This window comes from Streptomyces sp. NPDC007205 (assembly GCF_040634095.1).
Taxonomy (GTDB): domain Bacteria; phylum Actinomycetota; class Actinomycetes; order Streptomycetales; family Streptomycetaceae; genus Streptomyces.
In genome coordinates, this window is sequence record NZ_JBEYEW010000032.1 from 64,862 (window position 1) to 80,659 (window position 15,798).

Here is a 15,798-nt window from a genome sequence, read left to right on the forward strand (position 1 = left end):
GTGCCCGCGTGACCGAACAGGCCGGGAAACCCTTCCTCTACGTCGTCGTGTGCGCGGCCGGCATCGCCGCGGGCGTCAGCAAGCTGATCACCGCCGCCCAGGAACGGGACTGGGAGGTCGGCGTCATCGCCACCCCCGTGGCGATGGGCGGCTTCTTCGACAGCGGGGCCGTGGCGGCACAGACGGGCCGCCCCGTCAGATCGGCCTGGCGTACACCGGTCGAACCCCGCCCCTTCCCGCCCCCGGACGCCGTCGTGGTGGCCCCCGCCACCTTCAACACCCTCAACAAGTGGGCGGCCGGCATCGCCGACACCCTCGCGCTCGGCACCCTGTGCGAGGCCGCGGGCCTGCGCGTACCGATCGCCGTCCTGCCCTGCGTCGCCGACGCGCTGGCCGCCCATCCCGCCTACCGGGACAGCCTGCGACGGCTGCGGGGGATGGGGATCCGTTTCGGCGACGTGTACACCGGTGACGTCGGGCCGGACGGCGGTCGGCCGGACGTCGCCTGGGAGCGGGCCCTGGACCTGCTCCCGCCGCGCTAGCGACAGGTCAGCGTCGGTCCCGCCAGCATGCCTCCGGTCTCCAGGGCCTGGCCCTTCGGCAGCCAGTAGCCGAGCTTCGACACCACCGTGGAGCACTTCGCCCCGACGGTGACGCGGACCGTCACCTTCTCCGGGTGGCCGGGCTGCAGCTCGGTCAGTGCGCAGTCCACGGAGTGCGCCAGCCGGGTCTTCGCCGGGTACCGGCCGACCAGCGGGTTGACACAGCGCCGGTCGGCCGTGGCGATCCGCACACCGGTGCCCTCCTCGCCGATCAGCCCGAGCCGCGCGTTGCCGTCGCCCTGGTCACTGTCCCGGCGGACGGTGTAGGTCAGCGTCGTCGTGGCATTGCGGCGCAGCGCGGTCCGGTCGACGGTGATGGCGTGCGTGGGCGGGGCCTTGGGCGTGGTCAGCGAAAGGATGGTCTGAACCGTGCCCTTCAGGTCGACTCCGGAGGGCGTCGACCGCACCCGCACCGTGGCGCTGATGTCGTACGTGCCCGGGCCCGGATACACCCGTGAGCCGGGCAGGGTGCCGGTGTCCAGCGTCTTGCCGGCGTGACGGACCGTCCAGGTGCCCTCGGTGCGGCAGGCGTACCGGACCCGGACGCCCGCGCGCCGGCAGGTGGCCGGGGCCGCGATGGTCAGTCTCGGGGATCCGGTGTCCGTGCACAGGCTGACCTGCGCCTCCTCACCGTGTGCGCCGTGCAGGGTGCCGGCGGCCGCGCACAGCGTGGCCGGGCTCTCGGGCGCCGGCGCCGGTGCGGCAGCGGGGTGCCCCCAGGCGGGGGTGACGAGAGCCAGGGGCAGCAACGCTGCTCCGGCCAGGGTTCTCAGGGTCGTGGGACGAGTCGGCACCGCGCTTTCCTCCGGGTGGCCGAGACCGGCCGGATGCCGGTCGTCTGCGCCGAGGATCATCCGACCGTCCGACGATCCCCGGCTCCCACGCCGGGCGGTCACCTGGGGGCAGCAATGCCGGCGCCCCGAAGGGTGCCGGGAAGGCCGGGTCTGGAAGGCGCCGACACAGCACTCGTACGCTCGTCGGTGACCATCGTCCCGAAGGCAGGAGCAGCAACGATGCAGTACGTGAAGCTCGGTTCGACGGGCCTGGACGTGTCGCGGATCTGTCTGGGCTGCATGACCTACGGCCTGCCCGACCGCGGCGTCCACGAGTGGACCCTCGACGAGGAGGCGTCCCGCCCGCTCATCCGGCAGGCGCTGGAGGCGGGCATCAACTTCTTCGACACCGCCAACATCTACTCGGACGGCACCAGCGAGGAGATCGTCGGCAGAGCCCTGCGCGACTTCGCGAACCGCGACGAGATCGTGCTGGCCACCAAGGTGAACGGCCGGATGAGGCCGGGCCCCAACGGAGCCGGGCTGTCCCGCAAGGCCATCATGGCGGAGATCGACCACAGCCTGCGCCGCCTCGGCACCGACTACGTCGACCTCTACCAGATCCACCGCTACGACCAGGCGACTCCCGCCGAGGAGACGATGGAGGCGCTGCACGACCTGGTCAAGTCGGGCAAGGTCCGCTATCTCGGGGCGAGTTCGATGTACGCCTGGGAGTTCGCCAAGCTGCAGCACACCGCGGAGCGGCACGGCTGGACGAAGTTCGTGTCCATGCAGAACCACTACAACCTGCTCTACCGCGAGGAGGAGCGGGAGATGCTGCCGCTCTGCGCGGACCAGGGGGTGAGCGCGCTGCCGTGGAGCCCGCTCGCCCGCGGCCGGCTCACCCGCGACTGGGGCACGGTCACCGGGCGCAGCGCCAACGACAACTTCGGCAGCCGCCTGTACCTGGAGAGCGACCGCTCGATCGTGGAGGCCGTCACCCGGATCGCGAACGACCGCGGCGTGCCCCGCGCCCAGGTGGCCCTCGCCTGGCTGCTGCACCAGGACACGGTGGCCGCCCCGATCGTCGGCGCCCCCAGGCCCCACCACATCGAGGACGCGGTGGCCGCGGTGGAACTGGAACTGACGGAGAAGGAGATCGGGGAACTGGAGGAGCCCTACACGGCGCGCGCGATCAGCGGCCACTGAGGTTCTGACGGCTCAGTGCGGTCCGCCCGCGTCGCGCTGTCCCCGTCCCCCGGTTCGCGCGTGGCGGTGCTTTACGGATTCACCAGCGCTTTCCGGGGGGCGAAGGGCGGTAAGGGGAAGAAAAGGATTTCTTGAATGCGTGTCAATAAGGAACGGTGCCGCACGCATTTGTCGATTGTCGAAAGATCCCTTGTTCGGGCGTGTGCGGCTGTGCGAAAGTGTGCACCGTCGGCGCGCAGGCAGATCGTAATTCCGCTGTTTGCGCCAGGTCGCTCCCCGTACACCCCCCACGCTTCAAAAGAGCCGCCTCAGGTGGACGTTCGAGCAGCCCCACCGCCTTCCCGTACCAATTGGTATGGACTAATTTCCGTATCGCGTCTGGAGGAATTGCGGTCGTGGATGAGGCAGGCGTGTCGGACGAACGACTCAGTGCCGAACTGAAGAAGTGGACGGGAGGGACACCCGCGCTCCATCCCGTCGGTGAACTCCTCGACCGGCACTGGGAAGCGGCCTTCGCCTACGCCCGGTTGTGCACGGACGGGACGCGTGCCGCCGGCATGCTCACCACCGCCGCCTTCACCCGGCTGTTCGGGGAATCGCTCCGGCAGGTCGGCCCGACCGCCGCCTGGCGGCCCCAGGTGCTGGTCGCCGTCCGCAGGATCGCGGCCGAGTGGGACAACGACGGCCGCCAGGAACTCCTCCACCCGGGCCTGCGGTCCGGTGCCACCGGTGAACGTGCCGCCGCCCGGCTGCTGCCGCCCCCCGGCCGGCGGTTGCTGTCCCGCGCGTTCCAGCGGGTGCCCCAGACCTCCCGGGCCGTGCTGTGGCACACGGAGGTCGAGGCCGAACCGCTCGCCGTACCCGCGGCGCTGCTCGGCCTGGACGAGGAGGACGCCGGCGTCGAGTTGCGGCGGGCCCGTGAACGGCTGCGCGAGGAGTGCCTCCAGGTCCACCGCGAACTCGCCCCGGAGTCCGAGTGCCAGCGCTATCTGCGCATGCTCGACGTGACGTACCGGCGCGGCGGCGTCGACATCGACCCGGATCTGCGTGAGCACCTGGGGCGGTGCGGCCACTGCAGCCGGACCGCCGACCAACTCGCCGTGTTCAACACCGGTCTCGGCCTCGCCCTCGCCGAGGCGGTCCTCGGCTGGGGGGCCCGCGCCTACCTGGACAGCCGGGCGAGCCGCACCGAGAACACGACCGCCCCGTCCCCCCGACCGACGACGCTCACACCGCCACCGGGAGAACCCTTCTGGACCCCCGAGCCACCGCACGACGCCGACTCCACCGAGTCACCGGGCGGGGCTCCTCCTGCCGAGCCGGGGCGGCGGGGTGGTTCTGGCGGGTTCATGCGCCGGCGTGGTTCGGTCGGGTTCACGGGCGGGGCTGGTTCTGCTGAGTCAGCGGGCGGAGCCGGTTCTGCCGGGTCGCCGGGCGAGGCCGGTTCCGCTGAGCTCGGACATCAGGGTGGTTCCGCCGAGGTCGGCGAGACGACACGCGACGGTGGTGAGGGCTCGCGGGGACGCGGGTCCGGTCGGGCCGGCGGGGCCGACGGTGCCGAAGGGGAAGCCGTCGTCCTCGGACGTTCGGCCCAGCGAGCCGCCCGTGCTCGGCGTGCCCGGCGGCGCAATCTCGTCCTTGCCGTCGGTACCGTCAGCGGTCTGGTCGTGCTGCCCCTGGTGCTGTGGTCGGTGCTCGGCTCCGGCGACGGCCCCCCACCGGCCGGCGACGGCAGCTCCACCCCGGCGCCGGGGAAGGGCACCGCGAGTCCCGGCGCGTCCTGGGCCGGGGCTGACACGGCGGGCCAGGGAGCCCTGCACGGCCGGCTGCACAACCGCGCCTCCCACCTGTGCGTCGGCGTCGTGGGGAAGAAGGCCGTCAAGGGCGCCGAGACCGAACTCACCGCCTGCTCCGCGACGCCGAGCCAGCAGTGGACGTACGAGACCGACGGACTGCTGCGCAATTCCGCCGCCCCCGACCTGTGCCTGGACTCCCACCTCGGCTACTCGGTCCGGCTGGCCCCCTGCTCGGCCACCGGAAGCGCCGCCCGGAACATCCGCTACGACTTCACCCTCCAGGGCGCCCTGATCCCCCGCTGGAACCAGGACCTGGCCCTCACCCCGGCCGCCACCGACGGCTCCGGCGCCCTGGTCCTCAAGACCCGCGCCACCGGCGCCGCCCAGCGCTGGGCCGTCGACACCGCCAAGCCCGATCTGCAGATGCAGAACGTCAACTGGGACAGCCACAGCAGCCCGTTGCCGGGTGCCACCCCGCACCGGTCGGTTCCCGAGGCGACACCCACGCCCAAAGCCTCCAGAACCACCTCCTCGCCGGCCCCGAGCCCGACCCCGACCGGGACCGCCCCTTCGGCCACGCCGTCCACCACGGTCGATCCCTGCTCCGCGTATCCGCCGTACTACTGCGGCGGGGGCTACGGAGGTTACGGGGGCTACGGCGACGGCCGGCACCGCCACCGTTGACTCAGGGACGGTGCGGCGGTGGCGGCGGCATCGTGCCCAGCCCCGGGGCCGGTTCCGGCCACACCAGCAGCACCGGGCAGGGCGCGTGGTCGACGGCGAACCGGACGGCCGGGCCGAGGCTCTTCGGCCCGAGCCGGGAACGGTCGCCGTCCCGGGCCAGCACCAGCAGATCGGCGCCCTCGGCTGCGGCCACCACCTCCCGTTCGACCCGGCCCGACCGCTCCTCGCGCGCACAGGGCCGGCCCAGCCGCTCCGCCGCCGCGTCCAGCAGTTCGGCCGCCGAACTCCCGCCGAGCACCTCCAGGAGGTCACCGGGGTCGCGTTCGGTGTGCCCCCGCCCGAGGAGGCCCGCGAAGGCGCCGTGCCCAAGACCGGGTACCTCGGGCCCGCTGACGTGCAGCAGCACCACCTCGGCGGTGCCCGGTGCGTGGCTGCGCACGGCGTCCACGCAGGCGGGCCAGGTGCCCTCGACGAGCCAGGCGATCACACGCATCCGGTCGGCCTCCCTCGGCGTACGCGGCAACCCTCAGAGAAACCGCAGCGATCCCCACAGTGCCACCACCGCGACGGCGAGCGAGGACGGCACGGCGATCAGGCCCAGCCGGGTGAACTCCCCGAGGTCCACGCCGTGCTCGTGCTGGTGCACGATCCGCCGCCACAGCAGCGTCGCCAGCGACCCGGCGTAGGTCAGGTTGGGGCCGATGTTCACGCCGAGCAGCACGGCCAGCACCGCGCCCGGCCCGGCCGGCGCCGCCAGCGGCAGCAGGACCAGCACCGCGGGCAGGTTGTTGATCAGGTTCGCCAGGACGGCGGCCAGCGCGGCGATCCCGAGCAGCGCCGGCAGCCCGGTCCCGCCCGGCAGGACGTGCCCGAGCACGTCCGCGAGCCCGTTGTCGACGACCGCCCGCACCACGATGCCCAGCGCCAGCACGAACGCGAGGAAGGCCGGGGCGGCCGAGCGTACGACGGTCAGCGGCGTCGCCTTCCGCTGCAGCAGCGCCCGCCCGGCCAGCACCAGCGCGCCCGCCGCCGCGACCCAGGCCGGCTCCACGCCGAACGCCGACGCCACCACGAACCCGGCCAGCGTGCAGGCGACGGTCACCAGCGCGAACAGCGGCAGCCGGGGTGCCTCGCCGCTCTCGCCGCCCGCCGGCGCCGCCGCCGCGAGGTCACGGGCGAAGAACCGCCGGAACACCACGTACTCGGCGCCGATCGCGACCAGCCACGGCAGCGCCATCAGCGCCGCGAACCGGGTGAAGCTCAGCCCGCTCGCCGCGAACGCGAGCAGGTTCGTCAGATTGGACACCGGCAGCAGCAGCGACGCGGTGTTCGACAGATGCGTGCAGGCGTACACATGCGGTTTGGGCCGTACGCCGGTCCGCGCGGCCGTCGCGAACACCACCGGCGTGAGCAGCACGATCGTGGCGTCCAGGCTGAGGACGGCGGTGATGGCGGACGCCAGCGCGAACACCGCCGTCAGCAGCCGCACCGGACGGCCCCGCGCCCACCGGGCCATCCACGCCCCGCAGGCCTGGAACAGCCCCTCCACATCACAGAAGTGCGCGAGCACCAGCACCGCCGCGAGGAACCCGACCACCGGCCCGAGCCGTTCCGCCTCGGCGCGTGCGTGGTCCAGCGAGATCGCCCCCGTGGCGACCGCGATGCCGGCGGCGGGAACGGCCATGACCGCCTCCGGCCACCCGAAGGGCCGTACGACGGCCCAGGCGAGCACGGCGACGAGCAGCACCGCGGACAGGGCTTCGGAGAGTGGGGTGTTCAGGGCGGGTCCTTCCGGAAGCGATCACGCGGGGTGCCCGCCCATGAAAACAGAAGATGTTGAACCCCTTACGACGCCCGGCTGCCCGCCGCGCCCAGGAACTCCGCCCAGCCGCCCGCCGGGGCCTGCCCCGGCACCAGCGTGCGCAGCTTGCGCAGCACCGCCTGGTCCTGCGCCTCCAGCCAGGCCACGAGCTGCTTGAACGACACGAACCGTACGTCGTCGCCGTACGCGGCCATCTTCCCGATCGCCTCCTCGACGGCGTCCATGTAGATGCCGCCGTTCCAGCGCTCGAAGTGGTTGCCGATGAAGAAGGGGGCCCGGTTGGTCGTGTACGCCCGCCGGAAACCGGCGACATAGGCGTCGCGGGCCTGGGCGCGCCAGGCGTCGTAGTGGGTACGGTCACCGAGCGGGTTGCCACCGGACTGGTTGAACATCATGTTGTAGTCCATCGACAGCACCTGGAAGGAGTGCCCGGGGAACGGTATGGACTGCAGCGGGAAGTCCCAGATCTTCCCGCCCTGCACCTTGCCCGGCCAGATCTGGAGTCCACCGGGGGAGCTGGCGTCGTACTTCCAGCCGAGGGCCGCGGCCGTGGGCAGCAGGTTGGACTGGCCCTCCAGGCACGGCGTACGGCCGCCGATCAGCTCCTTGCGGTAGTCGAAGGGGAGGGGCTCCAGGTCGGTGAAACCGGTGTTGGTCTTCCACTTGGTCACGAAGTCGACCGCCTGGTCTATCTCGCTGCGCCACTCGGCCGGGGACCAGTTGCGCACGCCGGACGCGCCGCAGAAGTGCCCGTTGAAGTGGGTGCCGATCTCGTGGCCCTCCAGCCAGGCCGCGCGGACCTGCTGGATCGTGGCGTGGATGTGCCGGTCGGCGAGGTAGCCGATCGCGGAGGCGCCGACCGGGTGCTGCGGGGGACGGTACAGGTGCTTCTTGGACTCGGGCAGCGTGTAGATGCCGCTGAGGAAGAACGTCATCTTCGCGCCGTGGTCGGCGGCCACCTTGCGGAACCGGGAGAACAGATTGTTGCTCAGCTCGCCCGCCCCGTCCCAGGAGAACACCACGAACTGCGGAGGCTTCTGGCCCGGCTTCAGCCGCTCGGGCTTCGGCTGGTGCGGCTGGGCCCCGGTGTCGGCCGTGGAGCCGTCGCCTATCGGCTTCGCCGGCCGGGCCTGGGCGGTGCCCCTGCCGTCCGCCGGGCCGTCGACCGAGAGGCCGGTGCCGGAGGAGCACGCGGCCAGCGTGCCCAGGGCGCCCGCCGCCGCGCCCGCCGTCAGCACCCGCCTGCGTGAGATCCCGCTCATCTTCTCCCCGATTTCCTTGTCACGGCCCCTGAGGGCCTGCTCGCCGGTGTGGGTCGACGGGTTCGATGACGGGGTCCGGTGGAAAGATCGCGGCCCGCGGGGCCTGTTGCCGTCCTGTGACAGTTGTGGCGCGGTCATGACGAACCCCGCTGCCGGGGGAGTGCAGCGGGGTTCGTCCGGGGGTGCCGGCAGGGGTCAGGGAGCGGTGCCCGGGCTGAGCACCGACAGGAAGACGGACGAGGAGTTGCCGGAGACGGGCACCGCTCCGCCCGTCCACGCGACCTTCAGCGCGTCCCGCTCGTCCGGCGGTGTGACCAGCAGCGCGGCCGGGGTGGCCGTCCGGGCGCCGCTGACACCGGGGTTGGAGAAGGTCAGCCCGGCCCAGGCGCTCTGCCCGGGCCTGAGGGTGATGGTGGTCGGTGAGCCCGACTCGCGCTGCGGGTCCGGGCCGAGCTCGGCGCCGGAGGCGGTCACGAACGCGGTGCCCGGATAGCCGCGCAGGGTGCAGGTCCGGCCGGACCTGTTGGTGAGGACGACCGGGAAGTTCTCCTGGCCGGCGCCCGGGTCGTTGCGGCCCACCGAGGCGCGCAGCTGGGAGGTGTGGCAGCGGGTGCTCGCCGCAGGTGCGGCCGTACCGCCGCCGGTGGGCGCCGTGGCCTTCGTGGTCGAGGACGAGGGGGCGGCACTGGGGGACGCCACCGGGGCGGACCTGGTGGAGTCCGTGGTCTTCGTGGTGCCGGTCGCCGGGGCGGCCGTACCGGAGACCGTCATCGGTGGGTTGCCGTGGACGTCCTGGCCGTTGCCGCAGGCGGTCAGGAGGCCCAGCACGGCGACCGTGCCCACGAGCAGGGCCCCGCGCCGCGCGGACCGGGGTGTGTACACCATGTCGCTCCACACTCCTGGATGGTCACGGCACGCGGCGGACCGCGTGCCTGACGACGCCGAGTGCGCCGTCCTCACACTCCGATGCGCCGAACGCCGGAAAAGTTCGGCACGGAGGGTTTTCTTCCCCGTCGTGACCGCCGCCAGCCGCGCGTCAGGTCACGCTCAGCGAACGGAGTATCCCGTCGGTCGCGTCCGTGGCGCCCCGCTCGCGCACCTGTACGTACAACTGGGGCTGCGCTGCGCCGCCCGCCGGGTCCAGCGCGGACTCGGTGACCGAGCCGCCGTCCGGGCAGCCGCTCCAGGCCCGCACCAGGCCGTGCCAGTCGCCGTCGGTGAAGGTGCGGCTGCCGGAGTAGCGGCAGCCGGTGTGGGCGAGGGCCTTCACCTTCGCGGTGAGGTCGCCGTGCTCGCTCATTCCGACGAACACGCCGTCCACCGCCTTCCCCAGATCGGGCCACCGGGTCAGGTCGTCGGCGACCACCAGTCCCGGTTCGTGCCCCTTGCCGAGCCCCAGCGCGCTCGGGTCCCAGCCGGAGTCGCGCAGCTGGCGGCTCCAGCCGGCCGGAACCTTCACGACCACCCGTCCGGTCGATTCCGTCACCCGAACCTCGTCCGGGGAGCCGCCGCGGTGGATCAGCACGGTCACCGTGGCCGCGGCCGCCGCGGCGGCGAGGACCGCGGCCAGGGTCAGCGTCACCGTGTTCAGCCGGCCGCGGACGCCGTCCAGCCGCCGGGTGGGCCGGAGCGCCGGCGACGCCGCCGCCAGCCGGTCCAGCTCGTCGGCGAACACCTGTGCGCCGGGCCAGCGCCGCGCGCGGTCCGGCTCCAGGGCGCGCAGCAGCGCCCGCTCCACGCCCTCGCCGAGGTCCGGCCGCAGCCGCCCGGGCGCTACGACCCTGCCCGGCGGGCCCGGCACGCTCCCGGTGACCAGCTCGTAGCCGACCGCGCCCAGGCTGTAGACGTCGGCACGCTCGTCGATGCCCTCGCCGGGCTCGGCCTGCTCCGGCGGCTGATAGCCCGCCGAGCCCGCGGCCAGTGTGAGCACCGAGGCCTGCGCGAGGCTCTTGGCGAGTCCCAGGTCGGCCAGCAGCACCCGCCGGGTGCCGTCCGGGGCGGTGTGCAGCAGCACGTTGGTGGGCTTGATGTCCCGGTGCACGATGCCCGCCTCGTGCAGCGCGGCGGCGGCGCGGGCGGCCTCGGCCGTCAGCGCGAGTGCGCGCCCCACCGGCAGCGGCCCGCCCGCCAGCAGGTCGGCGAGGGTGCCGCCGTCGGCGTACTCCATCACGAAGTACGGCCTGCCGTCGGGGAGTTCACCGATGTCGTAGACCTGCACCACGCGGCTGGAGCCCGCCCGGCGCAGCAGCCGCGCCTCGGACAGGAAGCGGTCCCTGACGTCGAGCCGGTGCGCCCAGTTGTCGGCGAGGACCTTGACCGCGACCGGGGCCTGAAGCTCGTCGTCGTGGGCGAGCCACACCGTGGCGAAGCCACCGGTGCCCAGCGGCCGTTCGAGGCGGTAGCGGCCGATCCGCTCCAGGGAGTGCATACGACTATCATGCCTGGCCTGAGATCGACTTTGAGGAGGGCCCGTCCGTGCAGGACCAGGCGCCGATGGAAGACCTCGCCCGGCGGGCCGCCGCCGGCGACAGCGCGGCCCTGGACCGGCTGCTCACCGAGATCCGGCCGGAGGTCCTGCGCCGCTGCGGGCGCTTCCTGCCGTGCCGGGAGGACGCCGAGGAGGCCGCGCAGGACGTGCTGCTCCAGGTGGCCCGGTACATCTCCGGCTTCGAGGGCCGCAGCCGGTTCAGCACCTGGCTGTACACCGTGGTCGCCAACTGCGCCCGGCAGAAGTACCGCGAGCTGAAGCGGCGCGCCGCCGAGCAGCCGGCCGCCATCGAGCCGTCGTACGCCGTCGACCCGCGCACCACCAGCGTCATCGCCGGCTCCCGGGTGGACCTGCTGGAGGCGCTGGAGCGGCTGGAGCGGACGCATCCGCACCTGGTCGCGCCGCTGGTCTACCGGGACATCTGCCAGCTGGACTACGCCGAGGTCGCCGAGCGCGTCGGCATCCCGCTCGGCACGCTCAAGTCCCGCCTGCACGAGGCCCGCAAACAGGTACGGCCCTGGCTGGCGGGCTCCTGAGCCCTACTCGTCCTCCTCGAACAGGGGCAGTTCCGCCCAGATCGTCTTGCCCTCCGGGGTGTGCCGGCTGCCCCAGCGCTGGGTGAGCTGGGCGACCAGCAGCAGGCCACGGCCGCCCTCGTCGAAGGTCTTGGCCCGGCGCAGGTGCGGAGCGGTGTGGCTGGTGTCGGACACCTCGACGATCAGCGTGGTCGCGTCATGGATCAGACGCAGCCGGATGGGATGCGAGCCGTACCGGATGGCGTTGGTGACCAGCTCGCTGACCACCAGTTCCGCCGTGAACGCCGCCTCGCTCAGCCCCCAGGCGTCCAGCTGCTCCACGACCTGCTTGCGGATCGGTGCGACCAGCGCCGGATCGGCCGGGATGTCCCAGGTCGCCACCTGCGAGGCCGGCAGGCCCTGGGTGCGGGCGAGCAGCAGCGCCACGTCGTCGGGGACACCGCCCGGCGGCAGCAGGGCGTGCAGCATACGGTCGCAGGTCACGTCCAGGGAGTCCGTGTGCCCGGCGAGCGCCTCGTACAGCAGCTCGCGGCCGACGTCCCCGTCCCGTTCCCGGGACATCACCAGACCGTCGGTGTACAGCGCGAGGACGGTGCCCTCGGGCAGTGCCACCTCGGCGGACTCGAAGGGCAGCCCGCCCAGGCCCAGTGGGGGACCGGCGGGCAGGTCCAGCAGGTGCGGCCGGTCGCCCGGCCGCAGCAGCACGGGCGGCGGGTGCCCGGCGCGCGCCAGGGTGCAGCGCCGCGACACCGGGTCGTAGACGGCGTACAGGCAGGTCGCGCCGACCTCGCCGGGGCTGCCGTCGCCGCCGGACTCCTCCGACAGCCGGACCACCAGGTCGTCCAGGTGGGTGAGCAGCTCGTCCGGGGCCAGGTCGATGTCGGCGAGGGTGCGCACGGCGGTCCGCAGCCGGCCCATGGTGGCCGAGGCCTCCACGCCGTGTCCGACGACGTCCCCGACGACCATCGCGACCCGCATCCCGGACAGCGGGATCACATCGAACCAGTCACCGCCCACTCCGGCCCGCGCGGCCGGCAGATAGCGGGAGGAGGCCTCCAGCGCGGCCGTGCGCGGCAGGGTGCGGGGCAGCAGACTGCGCTGGAGCGCGAGCGCGGTCTCGCGTTCGCGGGAGTAGCGGCGGGCGTTGTCGATGCAGACGGCGGCCCGGGTGGTGATCTCCTCGGCGAGCAGCCGGTCGTCCCCGGTGAACGGGTCCGGGCGCCGGTGACGCATGAAGACGGCGACGCCGAGGGTGAGGCCACGGGCCCGGATCGGCACCGACATCGAGGAGTGGATGCCGAATCTGCGCACCCGTTCGCCCCGCGCGCTGTTCCAGGTCAGCCACCGCAGGTCACCAGCGGCCACCGAGGCGCTGATCGTGTGGCCCGCGGTCAGCGAGTCCGCCTGCGGCGAGCCGGCCGGGTACTCCTCGGTCTGCCCGGGCTCCCTCACCGCCTCCGGCGCGCCGTCGAGGACCGACCGATGGGCGGCCCGGCGCAGCGTGACCGGCGCCGAGAGGCGGGCCGGGGGCTCGCCGCCGTACTCCTGCGGGTCCAGCAGGTCGATGGTGACGAAGTCGGCGAGCGCAGGCACGCACACGTCCGCCAGCTCCTGGGCGGTGCGGGTGACGTCCAGCGTGCTGCCGACGCGCACGCTCGCCTCGTTCACCAGCTGCAGCCGCTGCCGGGCGCGGTGGCTGTCGGTGATGTCGTGCGCGGCCAGACACACCCCGCGCACCCGGCCCCGCGCGTCCCTGACCGGAGCCATCCGGGCGAGCCAGGCGTGGGCGCGGTCCCCGTCGCCGGTGTGGACGGACGTCTGCACGTCCAGCGGCCGGCCCGTGGTCAGCACCCGAAGCATGCCCTGCTCCAGGTCGTCGCTCTGGGCCCGGCCGCCGATCTCCGCGAGCCGCAGCCCGCGCAGGCGCTCCTCCGGCAGCCCGATGACCTCGGCCATCGCCTCGTTCATCCGGCGCAGCCGCAGCTCCGCGTCGTACACCGCGACCGCGCACGGCGACTGGATCAGGCCCGCCGCGGCGAGCGGGTCGTCCTCGGCGGGCGGTTGCGCGGTGGGCAGCGGGGTGACGACGAGCCAGTCACCGCCGTGTCCGTCGTGCGGCGGCCGGCGGTGCACGAGCAGCCAGACGGGTACGGTACGGCCGTCCCGGTGGCGCAATCCGACGGTTCCCTCCCAGCGGGCGGCCGTGGGCAGGGCCAAGCGGTGCTGTTCGGCGAGCAGCCGGGCGGCGGGCCGGCCCAGGACGGCGTCCGCGGGGTGGCCGAGCAGGCGTCTGGCGCCCTCGTTCCACTCGACCAGCGTTCCCTCGTCGTCGATGACAGCCCGGGCCGTCGCCGCGTCGTCGAACGGATAGACCCGGCTCATCGTCGCCGCTCCCAAGCGCACACTCACAGTGAACAGGTGGCACCTCTCGTGTTCCAGCCTAGTGCTTCCGGGACTCCCGTGAACCACAACCTCCGCTGCCGGGCGAACACGCGCACCCCGTTCCACGGCAAGGCCCTCGCCATCGCCCGCTTTGGTACCGAGCCGGGCCCACTGACCGTCACCGCGCGGGCGGACGGCCTGCGCACGGGCCCGGTCCGGGTGCGGACGACCCCGGTCCGCTCGGTCGCCGGCACCGCCGCACCGGACGTCAAGCCCGACCGTCCCGCGCCGCTGAACCACCCGTACGCAGACGCCAGTTACTGTCGGTCGACTTCGGACGCGCCCGGACCTTCGACCGGGTGGCGGTCTCCTTCACCGTGCACACCGCCCATGGCGGGTACCGGGGCAAAGGGCACTTGACCTGCCGATATTTACGGGTAAGTACCCGCGCGGTACCGTGAGGGACATGCCAGCTCTCAACGTGGAGTTCAGCGAACGGGAACTCGAGGACCTGCGGCAGATCGCCAAGGAGCGCGGTACGTCGATGAAGGCCCTCGTGCGCGAGGCCGCAGCCGCCGACATAGCGCGGCACCGGGCCCTGCAGGAGGGCGCCGAGGCATTCCGGCAGTTCTTCGCCGCCCATGCCGAGGAGTTCGCGGCGGCCTTCCCCGACGACGAACCCGCAGCGAAGGACGAGGCCGCCTGACGCATGCCTTCCGTCATCCATATCGACGTCCCCTGGCTGCTCCAGCGCCACGAGGAGGTCCTGCCCGACCAGCCCGCGGTGGACGACTTCTCCGCGCTGGTCGCCGCCGTCGCCCGACACCGCGTGGATCCGCCCCGGCTCGGCGTGGACTCCGACCCCGCCTGGCGGGCCGCCGCCCTGCTGCACACCCTCGCCATGCTCAAGCCCCTGCCCGCGGCCAACGCCCGCTTCGCCTGTTCGACCGCGGTGGCCTACATGTTCGTCAGCGGCGTCGGCATCGACCCGCCCTACGGCGCCCTCGTCGACCTCGCCCGCGATCTGATGTCCGGCAAGGCGGACGTGTACGGCGCGGCCGACCGGTTGCGCTCCTGGCAGATCTGAGGAGCCGCACCATATGTCCAACGGCCGGCCCGCTTTCTGACTTTCTTTCAAAACTTCCGGGGTTGTGCGGGTGGCCTGTTGCTCGTGTGGAAGTTGTGCAAGGGTTGAAATGCCCGTGCGGGGGGTAGAGTCCGGGGTTTCTCCGGCGGATGCGGAACTTCACCGGCCGAGCTCCGGCCCATGTGCCTCCCCGCGCGCCGCAGAGGTACGCATCGACGCAGCACGCACCATAAGGAACACGCTCAGTGCTCACCCCCCACCCCCCTCGTCCGCCCTATCCGCCGCCCGGCGACGACTCCGGGGAGTCCGACGAGTTGCTCGCCGGTCCGCTGCGGGCCGGCTCCGACGCGGAGGGCTCCCGGTCCGCCGCCCTGCTGATGGCCCGGCACTGGCAGCCGGCCCACGACTACGCCGTCGTCTGCCTGGCGCTGTCCGGGCCGCTCGCCCACATGGTCACCGCCACCGCCTTCCACCAGGTCCTCGGCAGGCTCGCGCTCGGCGAAGGAGCCGAAGCGCTGCGGCCCCGGCTGCTGGTCACGGTCCGGGACACGGTCGTCAACTGGTCCGGCACCGACCGGATCACCGCCGTACTGCCCGGACTCGGAAAGCCCGCCGGGGGCCGCGGGATGCGGGCCGCGAAGACCCTGATACCGGAGAACCGCACCCTGTCGGACCGCTCCTTTCACGCCCTTTCCCTGCTGGAGCAGGCGCTGTTGTGGCACATCGAGGTCGAGGCCGAGCCGATCACCGTTCCCGCGGGGCTGCTCGGCGTGGACATCGAGAGCGCCGCGGCCGCACTTGCGCAGGCCCGCGAGAAATTCCGGGAGGGCCTGGTGCGCGCCCACCGGGATCTCGCGCCCGGCAAGGAATGCCGCTACTACAACCGCCTGCTCGACGTTCCGATCCGCCGTGGCGGTGCCGGCGCCCTGCTGCCCGATGTCCAGGAACACCTGTCCGCCTGCTCCTACTGCCGGCACGCCGCCGAGCAACTGGGCCACGCCGACGCCGCCCTGGGCGTGCTGCTCGCCGAGGCCGTGCTCGGCTGGGGCGCCCGCCGCTACCTAGAGTCCCGCCCCGGCCGCCGTCCCGGCCCCGCCCGCGGCCGTGGTGGCTCCCGGCGCTCCGGCGGACGCCGGCGCGGCGGCGGCAAGCTCAGC

At 73.1% G+C, this 15,798-nt stretch carries 13 protein-coding genes and 1 pseudogene; 7 read left to right on the forward strand and 7 right to left on the reverse strand.

Annotation, left to right across the window (positions count from 1 at the left end; translation table 11 throughout):
* Positions 1–8 precede the first annotated feature (8 nt).
* Positions 9–542, forward strand: coding sequence for a flavoprotein (locus tag ABZ624_RS34015; protein ID WP_360097880.1), 534 nt, complete (start codon positions 9–11; stop codon positions 540–542).
* On the opposite strand, the gene ABZ624_RS34020 is transcribed toward ABZ624_RS34015, so the two are convergent.
* Positions 539–1,396, reverse strand: a complete 858-nt coding sequence (locus ABZ624_RS34020) for a hypothetical protein (RefSeq protein WP_360097883.1) — start codon at positions 1,394–1,396, stop codon at positions 539–541. The two genes, ABZ624_RS34015 and ABZ624_RS34020, sit on opposite strands and share 4 nt — an antisense overlap.
* A 219-nt stretch (positions 1,397–1,615) precedes the next feature.
* On the opposite strand from ABZ624_RS34020, the gene ABZ624_RS34025 reads away from it, so the two are divergent.
* Both ABZ624_RS34025 and ABZ624_RS34030 read left to right on the forward strand, forming a co-directional pair.
* Positions 1,616–2,584 (forward strand): aldo/keto reductase, encoded by a 969-nt coding sequence (locus ABZ624_RS34025; RefSeq protein ID WP_360097886.1) that lies wholly within the window; start codon positions 1,616–1,618, stop codon positions 2,582–2,584.
* Between the two features lie 410 nt (positions 2,585–2,994).
* Positions 2,995–5,064, forward strand: coding sequence for an RICIN domain-containing protein (locus ABZ624_RS34030; protein WP_360097889.1), 2,070 nt, complete (start codon positions 2,995–2,997; stop codon positions 5,062–5,064).
* A 1-nt stretch (position 5,065) separates the two neighbouring features.
* Here ABZ624_RS34030 and ABZ624_RS34035 read toward each other — a convergent pair whose 3' ends face one another.
* The 5 genes from ABZ624_RS34035 to ABZ624_RS34055 form a co-directional block, all read right to left on the reverse strand.
* On the reverse strand, positions 5,066–5,557 hold the full coding sequence (locus ABZ624_RS34035; RefSeq protein WP_360097892.1) for a universal stress protein: 492 nt from the start codon (positions 5,555–5,557) through the stop codon (positions 5,066–5,068).
* 33 nt (positions 5,558–5,590) lie between these two features.
* A complete protein-coding gene (locus ABZ624_RS34040; protein ID WP_360097922.1) occupies positions 5,591–6,844 on the reverse strand; it encodes an arsenic transporter in 1,254 nt (417 codons plus the stop codon).
* 65 nt (positions 6,845–6,909) lie between these two features.
* The gene (locus ABZ624_RS34045) at positions 6,910–8,148 is read right to left on the reverse strand and encodes a hypothetical protein (protein WP_360097895.1); all 1,239 of its coding nucleotides are present in this window, start codon (positions 8,146–8,148) and stop codon (positions 6,910–6,912) included.
* 195 nt (positions 8,149–8,343) lie between these two features.
* Complete coding sequence (locus ABZ624_RS34050) at positions 8,344–9,033, reverse strand: DUF4232 domain-containing protein (RefSeq protein WP_360097898.1); 690 nt, start codon at positions 9,031–9,033, stop codon at positions 8,344–8,346.
* 151 nt (positions 9,034–9,184) lie between these two features.
* Complete coding sequence (locus tag ABZ624_RS34055; protein WP_360097901.1) at positions 9,185–10,576, reverse strand: serine/threonine-protein kinase; 1,392 nt, start codon at positions 10,574–10,576, stop codon at positions 9,185–9,187.
* Positions 10,577–10,623: 47 nt separating this feature from the next.
* Between ABZ624_RS34055 and ABZ624_RS34060 the strand changes: the two genes are divergently transcribed.
* Positions 10,624–11,172 (forward strand): RNA polymerase sigma factor, encoded by a 549-nt coding sequence (locus tag ABZ624_RS34060; protein ID WP_351241003.1) that lies wholly within the window; start codon positions 10,624–10,626, stop codon positions 11,170–11,172.
* Between the two features lie 3 nt (positions 11,173–11,175).
* Here ABZ624_RS34060 and ABZ624_RS34065 read toward each other — a convergent pair whose 3' ends face one another.
* Entirely contained in the window at positions 11,176–13,554 is a 2,379-nt protein-coding gene (locus ABZ624_RS34065; RefSeq protein WP_360097904.1) for a SpoIIE family protein phosphatase, read from the reverse strand.
* A gap of 466 nt (positions 13,555–14,020) precedes the next feature.
* Here ABZ624_RS34065 and ABZ624_RS34070 point away from each other — a divergent pair, with 466 nt between their 5' ends.
* From ABZ624_RS34070 to ABZ624_RS34080, 3 genes and pseudogenes are all read left to right on the forward strand, one after another.
* Positions 14,021–14,260 (forward strand): hypothetical protein, encoded by a 240-nt coding sequence (locus tag ABZ624_RS34070; protein ID WP_360097907.1) that lies wholly within the window; start codon positions 14,021–14,023, stop codon positions 14,258–14,260.
* A gap of 3 nt (positions 14,261–14,263) precedes the next feature.
* Positions 14,264–14,641: a toxin Doc gene (locus ABZ624_RS34075; RefSeq protein WP_360097910.1), complete on the forward strand. Its 378-nt coding sequence runs from the start codon at positions 14,264–14,266 to the stop codon at positions 14,639–14,641.
* 245 nt (positions 14,642–14,886) lie between these two features.
* A pseudogene (locus tag ABZ624_RS34080) lies at positions 14,887–15,798 on the forward strand (hydrolase); the annotation flags it as partial.

Excerpts from the sequence above, each read along its gene's own strand:
- ABZ624_RS34025 (WP_360097886.1), top strand. The coding sequence starts at position 1,616 with ATGCAGTACGTGAAGCTCGGTTCGACGGGCCTGGACGTGTCGCGGATC.
- ABZ624_RS34035 (WP_360097892.1), bottom strand. The coding sequence starts at position 5,557 with ATGCGTGTGATCGCCTGGCTCGTCGAGGGCACCTGGCCCGCCTGCGTG.
- ABZ624_RS34045 (WP_360097895.1), bottom strand. The coding sequence starts at position 8,148 with ATGAGCGGGATCTCACGCAGGCGGGTGCTGACGGCGGGCGCGGCGGCG.
- ABZ624_RS34050 (WP_360097898.1), bottom strand. The coding sequence starts at position 9,033 with ATGGTGTACACACCCCGGTCCGCGCGGCGCGGGGCCCTGCTCGTGGGC.
- ABZ624_RS34055 (WP_360097901.1), bottom strand. The coding sequence starts at position 10,576 with ATGCACTCCCTGGAGCGGATCGGCCGCTACCGCCTCGAACGGCCGCTG.
- ABZ624_RS34065 (WP_360097904.1), bottom strand. The coding sequence starts at position 13,554 with ATGAGCCGGGTCTATCCGTTCGACGACGCGGCGACGGCCCGGGCTGTC.
- ABZ624_RS34070 (WP_360097907.1), top strand. The coding sequence starts at position 14,021 with ATGCCAGCTCTCAACGTGGAGTTCAGCGAACGGGAACTCGAGGACCTG.
- ABZ624_RS34075 (WP_360097910.1), top strand. The coding sequence starts at position 14,264 with ATGCCTTCCGTCATCCATATCGACGTCCCCTGGCTGCTCCAGCGCCAC.